This window comes from Rhodococcus sp. USK10 (genome assembly GCF_019378875.1).
GTDB lineage: Bacteria > Actinomycetota > Actinomycetes > Mycobacteriales > Mycobacteriaceae > Rhodococcus_F > Rhodococcus_F pseudokoreensis.
Map to the genome: position 1 here is coordinate 777,910 of NZ_CP076048.1, position 16,593 is coordinate 794,502.

Consider the following 16,593-nt stretch of genomic DNA (forward strand, 5'->3'; position numbering starts at 1 on the left):
ACCCTCTATCAGTGATCACCGACTCCGTCATCGTGGCGCCGCAGGCGCGCTAGCAACCCCCGAAAGGCCTGCAACCGGTCGGGCGTCCCGATGTCGTGGCTGATCGACTCCGATGACCGTTTCTCCGGCTTTTCCGAACGCGCGCTGGGTCCATTGCGGGCGGAATCCCGACATCCTGGCAGCGTTCCCTCACTCGGCTCGGTCGAACATAGTCTCCCGGTCAACAGCCAAGGCCAGTTCGGACATTGCCGGTCCGCGCCCTCGGCGTTGCCACGCACCCTCTCGTACCGGAGGGAGCATGACCCGAGAGGCAAGGATGAGTCGCACACCCGCCGTGGTTGGCGGGGCTTCCGGCGACGTCACGAGCGGCGGCGGTCACGGGGGCTCGCAGGATGGCCGCTGCGTTGGAAGATAGCCATCGTGTTGATCGTTCCGATCGCTGTTGCTGCTGCGCTCGGTGGTCTTCGCGTCGAACAAAGCCTGCGCGCGGCGGCGGACTTCACGACGGTCGAGGTTGTCGATCATCTCCGGGGTGATCGTGCGCTGCGCCAGCGTTCCCATCACGACCGACGCGTTCCCGTCCAACTCGACAAGAAGCGGAAGCATCTGGACTCGGTCGGCAACAGGTCGATCGAAGTGGTTGACCAGGTAAGTCCAGAGGCCGGGCTCGACGAGGACCCGGCCGCGGACCTCGCGACTGCGCTCTCCGATGCTCGATCGTTGAGCGCTCAGGCCAAGCGGGGACCGACATCGACGGCAGCTCTCACCGAACAACTCGCCTCCATCCGATCGGCCTTGTCGAGGACGGTGTCCGCGATCACCGAGCCGATCGCCGATCCCGAGGTTGTCGTCGAGACGGGTCGCCTCGAGGACCTGTGGTCGGCCCAGAAGCTGATATCCGCTGAGGGCCTGTCGGTCGTCGCATCCTCGGCAATTCTCGCCGGTGAATCCACCGAAAGTCTCGAGACCGAGAGTGTCGACCTGCTCGCTCACCTGAGAACCGAATCCGCACTGCTCGACCGGGTGGCGCAACGCTATCCGCCCGACGACCCGACCGTTGCAGCACTACGGGAAGGCAACAACGATCGAACCGCACTGGTGCAGAATGTCACTCACCGTGAGAGCACTGATCGGACCCTGACCAGCCTCAAATACTCGCTGTTCGACAGCATCGACGACTACTCCGGCGCAGTCGCCACAGCGTCCGCCGACCTACGCGATGCGGTTGCGGCCAAATCGGATGCGCTACGGACCGGCGCGTGGCGGGACATGGCAGTCGTGATTGTGCTGCTGCTCGCCGCGATTCTGCTCGCCGTGGTCGTGGCTCGATCCTTGCTGACGCCGCTTCGACGACTACGACACGGCGCTCTCCGAGTGGCACACACCGGCCTTCCAGAGGCGGTCGAGCGACTCAAGTCCGGGACGGAAGCTACCGCACTCGAGGTCGACCCCATCGACGTCCACACCCACGAAGAGGTCGGGCAGGTCGCTCGCGCGATCGATGACATTCACAACCAGGCTCTCCTCCTTGCCGGCGAGCAGGCCCACCTGAGGTTGCAGATGAACAATGTCTTCGAAACCCTCGCCCGCCGAAGTAGGTCCCTGATCGACCTGCAACTGGAGATGATCGAACAACTCGAGTTCGAGGAACGCGATCCCAAGCGTCTCGACAACCTCTTCCGGCTCGACCACCTCGCCACACGGATGCGCCGAAATGGCGACAACCTGCTGATCCTTGCAGGCAACAGCAACCGCCGCGGTCGTCCGGCGCCGATCCAATTGGGCGACGCCGTGCGTGCGTCCATCTCCGAGGTGGAGCACTACCAGCGCGTTCAGGTCGGGCCGGTACCATCGGTGGCCCTGACCGGCACGGCCGGAAGGGATCTCGTACATGTCCTGGCCGAATTGTTCGACAACTCGTTGCACTTCTCACCGCCGGACAGTGCGGTGACCGCCACCTGTGCGCGCACCATCGACGGCGGTGTCGTGATCGAGATCGTGGACCGCGGAATCGGCATGTCACCGAACGATCTTCGCGAGCTCAACGATCGAATCGCTTCGACACCCGAAGTCACTCCTGATACGGCTCGCCACATGGGCCTGTTCGTCGTCAGCGAACTGGCCAAGCGTCACGACATCACCGTCACCCTCCGCCCGACGCTGGACCGACCACGCAATGCGGGAATCACCGCGTCGGTCCACGTTCCCGGAGACGTACTGACTTCGGCTGTCGAGCCTCGAGTCCAGGCCATCCCCGACCCTCCCCAGGCTGCTGATCGGTATGACGATCACACGCCCCACGGTTACGCCGCGGTTGTTACCGAAGCAGGAGCCGCCACCGCCGAGGAAGAACCGCCCAGCCGGACACCGGTACTTCCCGCAGACGGTGGTACGCGACGACCGGAGGCGCCCGGACCCGGCGCTCTACCCCGCCGCCGACCGGGTGCAACCGGAATCGGCACCTCCACGCGAGTTCACGCCGCACCGGAACCTTCGACCAGCCCACCGGTGCGTGAAGAACCTGCACCTCGACATCGATTGGACCCGGTGAGGACGGCATCGTTCTTCCAGCCTCGACCACTTACGCAAGCGGCTTCGGAGGATCCGACGGTACAGACCCCGATCTTCGCCAGTATCGCTCCCCTGTGGCTGACCGACCCCACGGAGAGCGACGCCGATGTTCCGCAGCGGTGGGTCACCCGAGCGGACACCGGCTGGTCGGCCGCGCGGCGCGCCGCGCAGGGCCCCCAGGCACCGGTCACAGACGGCGGTCTTCCGCAGCGTGTGCCCGGGCAGCGCCTGGTCCCCGGCGGTGTCGACGCCGACGACCAGGCACCGATTCGTGTCCGCACACCCGAGGCGGTCCGCGCACACCTCACCCGACATCAAAGCGGTGTTCGAGCAGGCAGGACGGGCACACGTCCCGTCCTCGGACCACTTGACCCATGGCAACAGGAGGAATCTTCGTGACGAGTCGTGGCACGCTGGACTGGTTGGTATCGAATTTCGCCAGTGACGTTCCCCGCGTGACGCATGCCGTGCTGGTCTCGGCCGATGGGCTGCTGATGGCCGCGAGTACGCATTTGCCACTCGATCGGGCCGAACAGCTCGCCGCGGTGACATCAGGCCTCGCCAGCCTCTCGGCCGGGGTGTCGACGCTGTTCGAGGGCGGTGGTGTCTTGCAGTCGGTCGTCGAGATGCAGCACGGGTATCTGTTGTTGATGAGTGTCGGGGACGGCTCGCAACTGGCCGCCCTGACTACAGCCGAGTGCGACATCGGACAGGTCGGTTACGAGATGGCAATTTTGGTCGAACGGGTCGGATCCGAAATCGAGGCCATGCCTCGTTCGGCAGTTCGGTCATGATTCCGTCAGGGTTACGTTCGACCGGCCCTGAAGGTACGAACTTCTCGGCCGGCCGCGTCACTTCGGCCAAGATCGTCATCGCGGGCGGTTTCGGTGTCGGCAAGACCACCCTGGTCGGGGCGGTATCCGAGATCGTTCCGTTGCGGACCGAAGCCATGGTCACCGACGCCAGCACAGACGTGGACAGCGTCATGGCAACACCGCAGAAGGTGACCACCACCGTCGCAATGGATTTCGGGCGCCTCACGCTGGCAGACGATTTGATCCTCTACCTCTTCGGAACACCCGGCCAGCACCGGTTCTGGTTCATGTGGGACGACCTCGTGCGCGGAGCGATCGGCGCGATCGTCTTGATCGACACCCGCAGACTCGACGACAGTTTCGCCGCTGTCGACTATTTCGAGTCCCGCGGACTTCCCTTTCTGGTTGCTGTCAACGAGTTCGATGACGCTCCGCGGTACCCGTTGGACGACATCCGGGCCGCGCTGGCAGTCGCGGCTGACGTGCCGATCATCTGCGTCGATGCCCGCAACCGTGCCTCGGTGAAGGATTCACTTCTCGAGATCACGGCATACGCGCTGCAGGAGTTGAATAATCGAGTTTCCAACTAGCACTTGCCTGATCAGGTTGGTTGCTGCTCCAACTCGGCAAGATACTCGTCCAGGACGGAGGACACCGGAGCGCCGACGCCATGCGTCCGGAGACCTCGAGCCAGCCGGCTCACCGCAGATCCGGCGTCGAGTACCGGCCGTACCAGCCCGAGTCGCGCGCACTGCTCCGTGAGTGGCCACAGCGCCGTCAACGCGGCCTCCTCACGTCCTGCGACAGCCAGCACTTCTACCCTCAGCAAGGCGGCATTGAGGAATGCGCGGGGGCGGGCCTGCGAATCGATCGACTCGACGAGGGCAAGCACCCGGGCGTACACCGCTTCCAGGTCCTGCACGTCGGACTGCGCCGTCAGGGCCTCGCGGATCATCGAGTCCTCCTCCAATTCCGAGGTGAGTAGCACAATTCCGTTATCTCGGTCGCTGCGAGGCCGGATCCCGCGGTCGATCGCCTGCGCACTGGATGCCAGCCCGGCGCGGACTCGTTCGTTGGCGACCCGCGCTTCCAGCCGGGGCAACCGCAGTCGTTGCGCCAGCCGGGCGCCCTCGTCGAGACGCGACTTCGCGGCCTCCCCCTGCCCGAGCAGGCGCTTCAGCCGTGCGCCCGTCCCGTAGGTGGCGAGCATGAAGTCGACGGTGCCACCCTCCGCCCCCAGAGTGTGGCTGCGGTCGAGGAGACGGTCCGCTTCCGCGAGATGCCCCTGTTCGTACAGGAGGTCGCCGAGCAGCGCGGCGGTGAGCCGGGTGCCGTACCCGAGACCTTTTTCGGCGTCGGTGGCCAGTGCCATGGCGTGCCGGAAGCTGGCCTCCGCGGCCGGCAGATCGAGTTGTTCTCGTGCCGCGATCCCGGCCATGCAGTATCCGTAGATCACGCTGAAGGGGCCGCTGGAGCGCTGATGGAAGGGAAGCGCCCATTTCTGCCATCGGCGAGCGTCATCGAAGTCGAAACGATAGATCGCGCGGAAGGAGGCGACGTCGGCGGCGCCGCACAGAACCCAGGGACGCAGTGTGCTCGCCCGTGCCATGCATCCCTCGACGGCCTCGTCGAGGCCGTCGATCTCGTCGTCGAAGACGGTGACGGTAGCCCGGATGAAGGCGGCCTCGACGCGCATATCCACCGTCGCGGGATCGTCACCTGCGCTGACGAGAGCTGTTTCCGCAATGGAGAGAAATTGTTCGGCGTCGCGTGGGTGGTGCAACAGGGCGTGCGCCCACGCGAGCGCGATCTGGAGGCGGGGCCGGTCGGTGGTTGGTTTCGTCGGCAGTTTCGCGGCGAGGCCGAGGAGCGTTCCCATCTGCGACTGCTCGAGCAGGTCCATCGCCGCCTTTTCGACGAGCGTGACGGCGTCGTCCTCGTCGCCTGCGAGGAGGTAGTGGTCGACGGCCTGGCTGAGAAGGTGCCGGTCGGCGAACCACCCGCCTGCTTTCCGATGGAGCTCGACTACCCGGTCGGGATCCTCCCGTTCGAGGCGGTGTTGAAGGAATTCGGCGAACAGGTGGTGATAACGGAACCACTCGCCCTCGTCGTCGAGCCGTCGCAGGAACAGGTCCCGTGACTCGAGGTCCTCGAGTGCCGCTTGGCCTTCCTGGTCGCTGGTGAGTGCGCGTGCCAAGCTGCTGCAGGTCTTCTCGGTGATCGAGGTTGCGAGGAGGAAGTCGAGGGTTCGTCGATCGAGGCTGCCGAGAACGTTGTCGGCCAGGTATTCGCCGATCGCTCGATTCCCTCCGGTCAGGTGCTCGATCAACTCGCGGGGGTTCGGGTGATCGCGCAGTGCCAGCGAGACCAGTTGCAGTGCCGCCGCCCACCCGTCCGTCGACTGTTCGAGTTCGACGATGTCGGGTTCGTCCAGGGCGAGTCCGGAGCGGTCGACGAGCAATTGGGTCGACTCGTGAACGTCGAAACGCAACGTCGTGGAGTCGATTTCGATGAGTTCGTTGTGCACACCCATTCTGCTGAGTGGGAGACCGAGCCGGGTACGGCTGGTGACGATCAGGTGCAGGTGATGGCAACCGTGCTCGAGCAGGAAGGCCAGCGCCGCCCGCGTGTCCTCGTTCGTCACGCGGTGCCAGTCGTCGATGACGAGGGCGACGTGGTGGTCGGCGGAATGGAGCCTGTCGATCAACGAGGTGAGAACATACCGCTCTCGGCCGTCGCCGTGGATCTCGATCTCCCGCACCAGTTCCCGGCCGAAGGATGGTTGCGCGACCGCAATGGCCTCGATCAGGTGGGTGAGGAACCAGATGAGCGTGTTGTCGTCGTTGTCGATCGTCAGCCACGCAGTGGCCACCCCCTCCCCTCGGAGTGCCTCGATGCGCTGGGCGGCGAGTGTGCTCTTGCCGAACCCCGCGGGTGCGTGAATGAGCACGAGACGGGGGCGGCCACTGCGGCGCAGGCGTTCGAGCAGGTGGGTGCGCGTCACCGCCGCACCGGGCGTAACCGGCGGACGGTACTTGGTGGATGCACTGGGTGGCGGCGCCGGCTCGGGCCGGGTGCTGCCGGCGGGTCGGTGTCGCAGGTATTCCGACACCCCGGTCTCGATCTCGGTCGAGGGCCGGAAGGGGCGGTCGTCGTCACCCGCCAGGGGCAACGGCAGGTCGGCCAGCGTAAGTCCGATCTGTTCCCCCGCCCGGCGGAGCACCGCGCCCAGTTCGCGGGCGGTGGCAGGGCGATCTGCGGGGTCACGGGCCATCGCCGTCTCGATCGCGACGCAGACGGCGTCGGGGATGCCCTTGCCCCGGAGATCGGGCACTGGCTCCGTGCCGATGCGCAGAAGTTGTGCGAAGACCTGTTCGCCCCGGCGACGGGCGTAGGCGGGGCGGCCCGCGAGCGCGGTGAACAGTGTGGCACCGAGTCCGTAGACGTCGGTGACGGTCGACGCGCCGGCGCCGCTGAGCAGTTCCGGCGCGGTATAGGCCGGGGACCCGGCCACCAACCCGTCCCGGGTGGTCTCGTCACCTCCGGCGATGCGGGCGATACCGAAGTCGGTCAGCTGTGGTTCGCCGTACTCGGTCAACAGAATGTTGGCCGGTTTGATATCGCGATGCAGTACTCCCCCGCGGTGCGCGGTTTCGAGGGCGCCGGCGAGTTTGACCCCGACGGCGAGTACCTCGGCCGCAGTCAGCGGCCCGTGCTCGGCGATCCACGAGTCGAGGGAGTCCCGGCGATGGAACGGCATCACTATGTAGGGGCGTCCGGTGTAGGTGATCCCGGCTTGCAGGACGTGGACGATGTTCGGGTGCCCGGACAACCTGCCCATGGCCTGCTGCTCGCGCAGGAACCGTGCGCGATCCATGTGGTCCGGGTCGGGGCTGAGGACCTTGACTGCCACCAACCGGTCGAGCGTCGGTTGCCGGCATCGGTAGACGATGCCGAAGCCGCCGCGCCCGGCGATGCACGCCTCTTCGAAGCCTTCGGCCGCCAGCTCCGCGACGATGTCCGCGTCGACCTGGCGTTGAGTGCTCTCGGTGTCGTCCGGCATGGTTGGCCCTCAGCGCGTCGCGGCCGGTTCGTCGATGCGCCGCGTCCGGGCTGACCAGCTCTCGCCCATGGGGTCTCCTCGCGATGCGACTACCCCATTCTAGGTATCGGCGGCCTCACCCGGCGTCGAAAAAGCACCCGCGATATCGAGACGTGGCGATCCTGCAGTAGAGGCAGCCAAGCACCACTGCTGCGATCCCGACGACCCCGTAGGCGGTGCCCGGAGTGAGAAGAACGTCGTGCGACCAGCGCGGAGACGTCGTCGACCTGCTCGCCAGACCGAGTTGGAGCTCCACGGTGCCGCTGAGCACCAGGTATGGCCCGGTCACTCGACTCGTGTGCATCACCGCGAAGGTGAGCAGACCGAGAAGGAGCAGACCGAGGCTGATCGGGCGACCGGTCGTGACCGTCACGAGCAGTCCTGTGGTCGTGGATGCCGCCGCGAATGCTGCGCAGACCGTCTGCGCGGGTGACCAGTTCGGTGGTACCAGTCGATCCGGTATGTCGTGTGCTTCCACCAGATGTCCCCCGGGCGTGGTTGACGGCGTGAATTCTCGTCACGTTATGAGGACGGTTCGCTGGTCGGCGCGCACTGTTGTCATGATCGGCGTTGCGGCCCGGATCCGGCGCTCGTTGTCCGGGATAGCCGAACCCGATCGCGAAAATGTGATGCGACGGCACAGAGTGTGTGGCATGCAACACTCCTCGGTGATTCGGACGACCGACAGTGGTAGGCCGCGGCTCTCGCTCGCGGGCTCGGACCGGCGTCGTGTCGCGGTGATCGGTGGGCACGGCGGCCGACGATTCGTCGATGGCCTCGCCGAACGATGCGGTGCGGGGCTGTCGGTGGACGTCGTGGTCTCGGGCCGGGCCGCGGACCAGCGGTTCGGTGTCGAACGCGGGTGCTCACAGGTCCGCGCCATCGTGGTTCCGGAGCTGGAGTCTGTCAGCCGGGGCGATCTGATCGCCCGCTACGACGCCGTGGTGTACGCGTTCACCTCGTTCCGTGACAGACCGCTGCCGGTCCCCGGGGCAGGGCTCGCGGGCAGTATGTGGGCCGATGACGTCACCCCGGACCCGGATTGTGGGGTGGCGGATTGGTCGCGCGCGGTTGTTGTGGGCTCGGGTGAGCGCGCCTGCGCCGCCGTCCGGGCGGTGGCCCGCACCGCGGGCAGAGGTGGTGCCCAGGAGATTGTCGTACTAGGAGGTTGCCTTCCCGGGCAGCGGGCTGTGGTCGACGGTCTACCGGCGCGGCTGGAGGGTGTCGCAATCGACGTTCGCGGTCAGGGCCGGCTCCTGCAGATACGGGGTCGTGGCCGCGTCGATGCGGTGGTGACCGGTGAACGCAACGGGTCCTCGCAGGTGCGTGCGGCGCAGCTGGTGGTGAATGCGACCGGTGAGCTTCCCGCGGTGATGGCGGGGCTGCCGATGCACTCGTCCGGGCTCATTGCGCACGAAGGGGGATGTATCTCCGGGACGGCGCACGAGTTCGTGCTCGGTCCGTTGCAGATCCGGGGCGCTACCCCTGAAGAGGACGCTCTGGCGGGCGAGGCCCTGGCCGGCCAGGTTGCTCGGCGGCTGCAAGATTCCCGGGGACCGTGGTCGCAGGTCGATCCGTTCGATTGGCTCGAATTCCGGCACGGTGCAGTCCGTGCCGCCGGACGGTCACGCCCGTCCGTGATGGCGAGCTGAGGGGTCCGATCGATCGGGACATCCGCATGCCCACTCGTTCGTGCCGGTCACCGGCACGAACGAGTGGACCCGTCTGTGAGCTGCCGCACATACTCGGAAAGCGATGACGCACCCGGTCGTCGCCGACGCGAAAGGAAATGTTGTGGCGCCTCTCCAAACGGTTCAGAAGATCGGTCCTGTTCTGGACCTGTTCACCGTGTCCCGTCCGGAATGGGGGGCGTCCGAGGTCGCCGCGGCCATCGACGTGCCACGCTCGAGTGCGCACGCCTTGCTGTCCTCCCTGGTCGAGACCGGATTGTTGCAGTGCCGCAACCGCGGGCGCTACCGCATCGGCTGGCGGGTGGTGGAACTGAGCCAGACCCTCAAGGGCACCGTCGATGTCCGCTCCTGCGCCTCCCCGATTCTGCAGGATCTCGCGCACAAGTACGGCGAGACCACACACCTGGCCGTGATGGAGCGGTACCGGGTGCTCTACGTCGACAAGGTGCTCGGTAACCACGTCATCAACGTCGCCGGAGCCCGGGTCGGTGCACATCTCGAGCCGCATTGTAGCGCCGTCGGCAAACTTCTCCTCGCGCAATGCGATCCCGGCGAAATCGAACGCAACATCACCAACAAGCCGTTGCGGCGACTGACGCCGTCGACGATCACCAATCCGGCCTCCCTGGCACAGGAGCTGCGGTCGGTGCTGCGGTCCGGGTGCGCCTTCGATGCCGGTGAGGCCGTTCCCGAGGTGCACTGCGTCGCCGCCCCCGTCCGAGACGAGATGGGACTGGTGGTCGCGGCGGTGAGCATGAGTGTGCCGGCCAGCCGGTTCGTACCCGCCCAAACGGAATTCAAGAACGCGGTCATCGCCGCCGGCGCCGAGATCTCGCGGGCGATCGCGAACTCCGCGGACCCCGTGGTGCGGACCGAGCGCGACGATCCGACGGTCGCGGCGGCGAGCTGACCGCTCAGCCCGACCGCATCGACAGGTACCGCGACAGACTCAGGGCGGCGGTCCGGACGGCGGCCGCCGAATGGTCCAGGTTGATGCGAGTGTGCCACCCGGACACCGAGATTCCGGCGACGACCTGACCGCCCAACCCGAAGACGGGGCTGGCCACACAGGCCACCCCGGCCCGCGACTCCTCCAAGTCGTAGGCAACTCCGCGTTCGCGGATCCGGGTCAGTTCGGCGGCGAACCGGCCTGGCTCCACGATGGTCCGCTCGCTCAGGCGGGGGAGGCCGGTGGCGAGGATGTGCTCGAGAACCGCCTGGTCGGAGAAGGCGAGGATGGCCTTGCCGATGCCGGTGCCGTGTGCGGGCCACCGGCCGCCCATCCGGGTCGGCAGCGGCGGGGAGTTCGGGCTGTGCAGAACCTCGAGGTAGACCACGCAGTCACCGTCGAGGACCGCGAAGTGGACGGAGTGGCCCGTCGCCTCCTGCAAGTCGGCCATGAACGGGCGGGCCGCCTCGCGCAGATCGCGCTGACGGGGCACGTGCTGACCGAGTTCGAACAGTTTGAGCCCGAGCCGGTAGCGGGTGCCGTCCCGTTCGAGCAGCTTCGCCGCATGCAGCGCCTTGAGCATTCGCTGCACGCTGGACTTGGGCAGGCCGCAGCGGCGGGCGATCTCCGAGACCCCGAGGGCGGTGTCGGCGGCGCCGAGGGTGTCGAGCACGGCGACCGCACGGGCGATGGAGCCGGCGTCGCCGGCGGCGGTCGTTCCCGAGGTGCTGTGCCGTTCATCGGCACAATCGTCTTGCATAACGGCCCATAGTGCCCGATGGTGGGAGTTCAGTGCAACAGGTCACATCCCCGGCGGAGCTGCGACAGCGACGCGGGGCGCTTCCGAGGAAAGCCCGAGGTCTTCATGTCATCCGACCAGGTACAAGGCGCCGCGCAGCGGCTGCTCGAGGCGTACCGCAGCGGTACGCCGATCGATCCGTTGACACCCGAGTTCGCGCAGGCGGAATTGTCGACCGCCTATCGCATCGCGCAGGCTCAGGTCGAACAGTGGGAGAAAGACGGTGACACCGTCAAGGGGCACAAGGTCGGGCTCGCGTCCGCCGCGATCCAACGGCAGATGGGGGTGGACCAGCCCGACTTCGGTCACCTGACGGCGAGCATGTTCCACCTCGAGCATCAGCCGATCCCGGCCGCGACGTACATCCAGCCGCGGATCGAGCCGGAGACCGCGTTCGTCCTCGGCCGCCCGCTGACCGGGCCGGGGGTCACGATCGCGGACGCGGTCCGTGCCGTGGAGTTCGTCCTTCCCGCCCTCGAGATCGTCGACTCCCGGATCCGGGACTGGAAGATCGGCATCTTCGACACCATCGCCGACAACGCCTCCTCCGGCGGAGTCGTTCTCGGGAGTCGTCCGGTGCTGTTGCGGGACGTCGATTTGCGCCTGACCGGCTGCACGCTGCACATCAACGGTGAACTGGTGGCGACCGGCGCCGGCGGCGCGGTGCTCGGCTCCCCGCTGAATTCGCTGGTGTGGCTGGCCAACACTGTCGGCCCACTCGGTGTGACCCTCGAACCGGGCCACGTGGTGTTGCCGGGGTCGATGACCAAGGCGTTCCCCATTTCGCCGGGCGATTCCATAGTGGCCAACATGAGCGGACTCGGCAGCGTGTCCGCCATCCTCGGAGAGCGAGCAGAACAGTGACCAGCGAACAGCAGACGAGCGAACGGCACTGGAGCGCCGGCCGCATCGCCGACATCCTCCTCGACGCCGAGGCCACCACCACCTCGCGAACCTCGCTGTCCGCCGAGTGGCCCGGCCTGACCCTTCCCGTGGCCTACGAGGCGCAGGACATCGCCCTCGCCGCCCGCAAGGCCCGCGGCGAGATCGTCACCGGCATCAAGCTGGGGCTGACCTCCAGGGCGAAGCAGCGGCAGATGGGCGTCGACGCCCCCTCCGTGGCCTGGCTGACCGATGTCATGGCTTTACCTGCCGGTGACCCGGTCCCCCGCAACCGGCTCATCCACCCGCGCGCGGAGCCGGAAATCGCGTTCGTGATGGGCCGCCGGCTCGCCGGGCCCGGAGTCACCGCCGCCCAGGCACTGGCGGCGGTCGATCACGTGTTCGGGGCGATCGAGATCATCGACAGCCGTTACGCCGGATTCAAGTTCACCCTCGAAGACGCTGTCGCAGACAATAACTCGTCCGGCGTGTACGTTACCGGCCCGGTGCTGCGGCGACCGGAGGATCTCGACCTCGCCCTGGAGGCGTGCTTACTCGAGATCGACGGCCAGATCGTCGACACCGCGACCGGCGCCGCCGTGCAGGGTCATCCGGCCGAAGCACTCGCGTTCGCGGCGAACACGCTGGCCGAGCGCGGGCACGCCATCGAAGCCGGATGGGTCGTGTTGACCGGCGGGATGACGGACGCCGTCGCGGTCGAACCCGGTGCCCGGGTAGCCGCGCACTTCACCTCGCTCGGCTCCATCACCATCTCGGGAGGATAACCGCATGCCGTTCATCGATGTCACCATCGGACTGGGCCGTTCCCCGGAGCAGATCCGATCACTGATCCACGAACTGACCGAGGCCGCGCATCGGGCGATCGAGGCGCCGAAGGACAACATTCGCGTCGTCGTCCGCGAAGTTCCGGAGACGCACTGGGCTGCCGGTGACGTCACGATCGCCGAGCGGCGCGCGGCGCGCTGATCGGAGTAACTGGACAATGCTGATCGGCAGTCGGGGGCCGATCAGCATTGCCGACACCGCGTTGTCCGCGGCGGCCGGGGACCGTAGACCAGTAGGGACACAACCATCTTTCTCCTGGGAGCCCTCGTGACCACAATTCATGCCGTCGACGCTGATACCGACGTCGACACCTACGATCCTCCGCGCATCGCCGACCGGCTTTACCACGACCTGCTCTCCCCGCCCGAGATCGCGCAGGTGCGCCGCCGGGTACGCCGGGTCGCCGCGGACACGATCGCCCCGATTGCCAGCCGCATCGCCCGCGGCGACGAACGGATCGACGGCTTCCCCCGCGACGCCTTCGACTCCCTCGCCTCGGCCGGAGTGTTCCGTATCCCGTTCGCCGGTGACGTCGGCGGCGACGACCTCACCCACCGCGCCACCGCAACCGCCGTCGCGGTCGAGGAACTCGCGTACTACTCCAACAGCGTCGCCGCGATCTTCGACGTGCACTGCATCCTCGCGGGCAATGCGGTCAACCAGGGCACCGATGCGCAGCGGCAGCGCTGGCTCGCCCCGGTGGTCGCCGGTGAGATCGTCGGATCGTTCGCCACCAGCGAGCCGGCTGCCTCGAGCGACCTGTCCCCGGCCGCCGTCACCACCGAGGCCACCCGGACGGCGACCGGCTGGGTCCTGCACGGCCGCAAGCGCTGGATCACGAACTCCGCCGTCGCCTCGTTCGTGGTCGTGCTGGCACGCACCGGCACCCGGCTCAGCACCTTCATCGTGCCCACCGATACTCCGGGCGTCACCATCGGCACCCCCGACCGCAAGCTGGGCAACAAGGGACAGATCACCGCGGACGTCATCCTCGACCAGGTGCACCTGGACGCCGACGCGCTGCTCGGCGAGGAGGGCGGCGGGCTGAAGATCGCCCTGCAGACCCTCACCTACGGACGGATCGGCATCGCGGCGGCCGGGGTGGGAATGGCCCAGGCGGCGTTCGACCACACCGCCCAGCACCTCGCTCGACGGCATGCCTTCGGTGGCCCCCTGGCCGGCAAGCAGCACTGGCAGTTCCTGATGGCGGACCGGGCCACGGCCATCGAATCCGCCCGCGACCTGTACCTGAAGGCGGCGCTGCGGCTCGACTCCGGTGTCGCCTTCCCCGAACCGGAGGCCGCGATGGCCAAACTGCGCGGCACCGAAATCTCCGTGGACATGGCCCGCGACGCCGTGCAGGCCTTCGGGGGGCTCGGATTCACCCAGTCCCTCGGCGCGGACGACACCGACGGGCCGGTGGAGGCGTTCTACCGGGACAGCAAGATCGGTGAGATCTACGAGGGCGCCAACGAGGTCCAGAAGTGGGTGCTCGCCCGGCAGATCTTCGGACGAGAGATCACCGGCTGACCCGGAGCCGACGTGGTCGCGCACCGACCCGGGTGCACGGCCACGTTCGGCGCGGCACAGGCCATGTTCGGGGTATCCGAACAACCAGCCCCCGCGGGTACCTGTTACGTCGGATAATCCTTTCAGGGCCAACCGGTAGCCTTGAGCGTGTAACACTGCGTTCACCTGAGGAGGTGATCCGCGATGTCAACGCGTGACGATCAGGGCGACGATGCCCCCGATGGGGAGAACCCGCCGCCCGTGAACACGACGCCGGCGCGCCAGGAGATGTCCGGTGGCCGCGAGTGGTGGACGGACGCTCTCGCGGAGACCTACTGCGAGATGGACCCGCAGTGGGAGTCGCGCAGCGGCCGCTTCGAGGCGAGACTGAGCACTCGCCAGTTCGGGGACCTGTCCCTGAGCACCGTACGCGCCCATGCACATTCGGTTCTGCGGACACCGGCGATGATCGGCGACACCGATTCCGAGGACTACTTTCTGTGCGCGGTGACCGGAGGTCCCGGACGAATCGAGCAGCACGACCGCTCGATCTGGCTCGACAAGGGCTCGTTCGCGATCATCGACGCCGGCCAGCCGTTCAGGTTCGACTTTCCGCAAAGGTTCGAGCAGATCGTCGTTCGTGTTCCCCGCCCGCTGCTGCTGGGGCGGATGTCCGAGCGGGACGTCGACCGCGTGATGGCACAGCCGGTGTCGGCCGCTTCCGGTGCGGGCGTCGTCGTCAGCAGGTTCCTGCAGCAGCTCGCCGCCCTCGATGCCGCGGTGCCCGATGCGCCGGCCGCTGCACTGTCGGCCTCCGCGTTGGACATGATCGTGACCGCCTTGGCCGATACGGCTGGGACGGTCAGTCCGACGCAGCAAGCCCACGCCGCGGACCTGCTTCGGGCGCAGAACCTGCTCAAGACCCGGCTCCACGACGAGAACCTGTCCATCACCGAAGCAGCCGCAGAGCTGGGAATCTCGCTTCGGTACCTGCAGAAGATCTTCCAGAGCACCGGAAGTACGCCGAGTGAGTGGCTTCTTCAGGCTCGGCTCGAACGTGCTCGCATGATCTTGCTGAGCACTGACATCACCATCAGTGACCTGGCCAGCCGGGTGGGTTTCAAGGACATCTCGCACTTCAGCCGGTCGTTCCGCACTTTCTACGGAGCGAGCCCCGGCCAGTACCGCCGGCGCTGACTGGACAAAACGCCGCAGTCCCACCCCTCGAGTGCGGGGTGGGACTGCGCGCTGCGGACACTGTGTCAGGGTTTCGTTCCCGCTCCGGCGATGGTGCGCCGGTACTTCAGGAAGGCCTTGTTGTCGTTCGCGGTGACACCAGCGACGAGCCCGGACTCGCCCAGCCCGTCCCAGTTCCACTTGCCCTCGACGCCGGTGTCCACCGGCACGAAGCTGTCGACCATCGTGACGAATCCGGCCGCCTTGAAATTGACATCGTACTGATCGGTCCAGAACGTCGGTATGGGTGAGTAGGGGGCCTTCCCACCGACCGCGGCGAACAGATTCTCCGCCGCGGCCGCACCCATGTCGGCAGCGTTCGACCAGTGCTCGATCCGGACCCGCTTCCCGACACCGCGGTGGGTCCAGGATGCGACGTCCCCGACTGCCACGATGTCCGGGTGCCCTGATGCATGACAGAACTCGTCGCACACCACGCTCCCCTGGTCCAGTTCCAGACCCGACCCCGCCAACCAGTCGGTGTTGGGAACCGATCCGAGTGAGAGCAGGACCAGATCGGCGTCGAGGATCTGACCGTTGTCGAGTTCGACCCGCTCGACTCGGCTTTCCCCGTGGAACTGGGTCACCGAGGTGTTGCAGTGGATGTTCACGCCGTGCTCGCGGTGCAGGCGCTCGGCGAACCGGCCGATGTCCGGTCCGAGAAGGGGCATCAACGTGGCGGCACGCTCGACAATCGTGACCGATTCCACCCCGTTGACGCGCAGGCTCGACGCGACCTCACATCCGATGAAGCCGCCACCGATGATGACCACATTCTCGGCGTGCTGGGCCGCGGTGTGCAAGGCGATCGCGTCGTCGAGGCCGCGCAGCACGTGGAATCCGTCCAGCTCCGGCAGGCCGGGAAGGGTGCGCGCACCCCTACCGGTCGCGATGATCAGTTTGTCGTAACCGATCTCGCCGTCGGTGAGACTGAGCCGCCGGTTCTCCACATCCAGTCCGGCCGCGGCGTTACCGAGGATCCATTCGAAGTCGTCAGCCGCGGTGTCGAATTCACATTCCACCGGGGACATGGTTCCGGCAAGCAGCTGCTTGGACAGGGGCGGACGATTGTACGGGCGATGCTTCTCGTCGCCGACGATGGTGATCAGCTCGGACGTGCCGGTCTCGCGGAGCCGCTGCGCTGCGCGGAGACCGGCCAGGCCGCCGCCGACGATCACTGTGTTGGTCACGGC

14 protein-coding genes are annotated in these 16,593 nt (G+C 67.0%); 10 read left to right on the forward strand and 4 right to left on the reverse strand.

What is annotated here, in order from left to right:
• The first annotated feature begins 420 nt into the window (after positions 1-420).
• The 3 genes from I1A62_RS10445 to I1A62_RS10455 are packed head-to-tail and all read left to right on the forward strand — an operon-like array spanning position 421 to position 3,976.
• Positions 421-2,970, forward strand: a complete 2,550-nt coding sequence (locus I1A62_RS10445; RefSeq protein WP_257890789.1) for an ATP-binding protein — start codon at positions 421-423, stop codon at positions 2,968-2,970.
• Positions 2,946-3,365 carry a roadblock/LC7 domain-containing protein gene (locus tag I1A62_RS10450; protein WP_095863745.1) on the forward strand — a complete coding sequence of 140 codons (420 nt, stop codon included), beginning with the start codon at positions 2,946-2,948 and terminating at the stop codon, positions 3,363-3,365. Before I1A62_RS10445 ends, I1A62_RS10450 begins: the two co-directional genes overlap by 25 nt.
• Entirely contained in the window at positions 3,362-3,976 is a 615-nt protein-coding gene (locus I1A62_RS10455) for an ATP/GTP-binding protein (protein WP_124393198.1), read from the forward strand. The genes I1A62_RS10450 and I1A62_RS10455 overlap by 4 nt, the downstream gene beginning before the upstream one ends.
• Positions 3,977-3,987: 11 nt before the next feature.
• Here the strand turns inward: I1A62_RS10455 and I1A62_RS10460 are convergent, their stop codons facing one another.
• Positions 3,988-7,449: a serine/threonine-protein kinase gene (locus I1A62_RS10460; RefSeq protein ID WP_219458664.1), complete on the reverse strand. Its 3,462-nt coding sequence runs from the start codon at positions 7,447-7,449 to the stop codon at positions 3,988-3,990.
• A 115-nt stretch (positions 7,450-7,564) separates the two neighbouring features.
• Positions 7,565-7,861, reverse strand: coding sequence for a hypothetical protein (locus tag I1A62_RS10465; protein ID WP_219458665.1), 297 nt, complete (start codon positions 7,859-7,861; stop codon positions 7,565-7,567).
• Between the two features lie 280 nt (positions 7,862-8,141).
• On the opposite strand from I1A62_RS10465, the gene I1A62_RS10470 reads away from it, so the two are divergent.
• Together I1A62_RS10470 and I1A62_RS10475 are read left to right on the forward strand one after the other, a co-directional pair.
• On the forward strand, positions 8,142-9,140 hold the full coding sequence (locus I1A62_RS10470; RefSeq protein WP_219458666.1) for a hypothetical protein: 999 nt from the start codon (positions 8,142-8,144) through the stop codon (positions 9,138-9,140).
• A gap of 142 nt (positions 9,141-9,282) precedes the next feature.
• Positions 9,283-10,089 (forward strand): IclR family transcriptional regulator, encoded by an 807-nt coding sequence (locus tag I1A62_RS10475; protein ID WP_095863740.1) that lies wholly within the window; start codon positions 9,283-9,285, stop codon positions 10,087-10,089.
• Positions 10,090-10,093: 4 nt separating this feature from the next.
• Here I1A62_RS10475 and I1A62_RS10480 read toward each other — a convergent pair whose 3' ends face one another.
• Entirely contained in the window at positions 10,094-10,888 is a 795-nt protein-coding gene (locus I1A62_RS10480; protein WP_124396222.1) for an IclR family transcriptional regulator, read from the reverse strand.
• 105 nt (positions 10,889-10,993) lie between these two features.
• Between I1A62_RS10480 and I1A62_RS10485 the strand changes: the two genes are divergently transcribed.
• The 5 genes from I1A62_RS10485 (at position 10,994) to I1A62_RS10505 (ending at position 15,361) form a co-directional block, all read left to right on the forward strand.
• Positions 10,994-11,791, forward strand: a complete 798-nt coding sequence (locus I1A62_RS10485) for a 2-keto-4-pentenoate hydratase (RefSeq protein ID WP_095863738.1) — start codon at positions 10,994-10,996, stop codon at positions 11,789-11,791.
• The gene (locus I1A62_RS10490; RefSeq protein ID WP_124396221.1) at positions 11,788-12,594 is read left to right on the forward strand and encodes a 2-keto-4-pentenoate hydratase; all 807 of its coding nucleotides are present in this window, start codon (positions 11,788-11,790) and stop codon (positions 12,592-12,594) included. The genes I1A62_RS10485 and I1A62_RS10490 overlap by 4 nt, the downstream gene beginning before the upstream one ends.
• 4 nt (positions 12,595-12,598) lie before the next feature.
• A complete protein-coding gene (locus tag I1A62_RS10495) occupies positions 12,599-12,796 on the forward strand; it encodes a tautomerase family protein (RefSeq protein ID WP_095863736.1) in 198 nt (65 codons plus the stop codon).
• A 126-nt stretch (positions 12,797-12,922) separates the two neighbouring features.
• Positions 12,923-14,185 (forward strand): acyl-CoA dehydrogenase family protein, encoded by a 1,263-nt coding sequence (locus I1A62_RS10500; protein ID WP_124396219.1) that lies wholly within the window; start codon positions 12,923-12,925, stop codon positions 14,183-14,185.
• 183 nt (positions 14,186-14,368) lie between these two features.
• Entirely contained in the window at positions 14,369-15,361 is a 993-nt protein-coding gene (locus I1A62_RS10505; RefSeq protein WP_124396218.1) for a helix-turn-helix domain-containing protein, read from the forward strand.
• A 65-nt stretch (positions 15,362-15,426) separates the two neighbouring features.
• Here the strand turns inward: I1A62_RS10505 and I1A62_RS10510 are convergent, their stop codons facing one another.
• Positions 15,427-16,590 carry an NAD(P)/FAD-dependent oxidoreductase gene (locus I1A62_RS10510; protein ID WP_124396217.1) on the reverse strand — a complete coding sequence of 388 codons (1,164 nt, stop codon included), beginning with the start codon at positions 16,588-16,590 and terminating at the stop codon, positions 15,427-15,429.
• Positions 16,591-16,593 lie beyond the last annotated feature (3 nt).

Bases quoted from the DNA above. Each gene is read 5' to 3' on its own strand.
- I1A62_RS10470 (WP_219458666.1), top strand. From the start codon at position 8,142: ATGCAACACTCCTCGGTGATTCGGACGACCGACAGTGGTAGGCCGCGG.
- I1A62_RS10460 (WP_219458664.1), bottom strand. From the start codon at position 7,449: ATGCCGGACGACACCGAGAGCACTCAACGCCAGGTCGACGCGGACATC.
- I1A62_RS10505 (WP_124396218.1), top strand. From the start codon at position 14,369: ATGTCAACGCGTGACGATCAGGGCGACGATGCCCCCGATGGGGAGAAC.
- I1A62_RS10480 (WP_124396222.1), bottom strand. From the start codon at position 10,888: ATGCAAGACGATTGTGCCGATGAACGGCACAGCACCTCGGGAACGACC.
- I1A62_RS10455 (WP_124393198.1), top strand. From the start codon at position 3,362: ATGATTCCGTCAGGGTTACGTTCGACCGGCCCTGAAGGTACGAACTTC.
- I1A62_RS10495 (WP_095863736.1), top strand. From the start codon at position 12,599: ATGCCGTTCATCGATGTCACCATCGGACTGGGCCGTTCCCCGGAGCAG.
- I1A62_RS10450 (WP_095863745.1), top strand. From the start codon at position 2,946: ATGGCAACAGGAGGAATCTTCGTGACGAGTCGTGGCACGCTGGACTGG.
- I1A62_RS10485 (WP_095863738.1), top strand. From the start codon at position 10,994: ATGTCATCCGACCAGGTACAAGGCGCCGCGCAGCGGCTGCTCGAGGCG.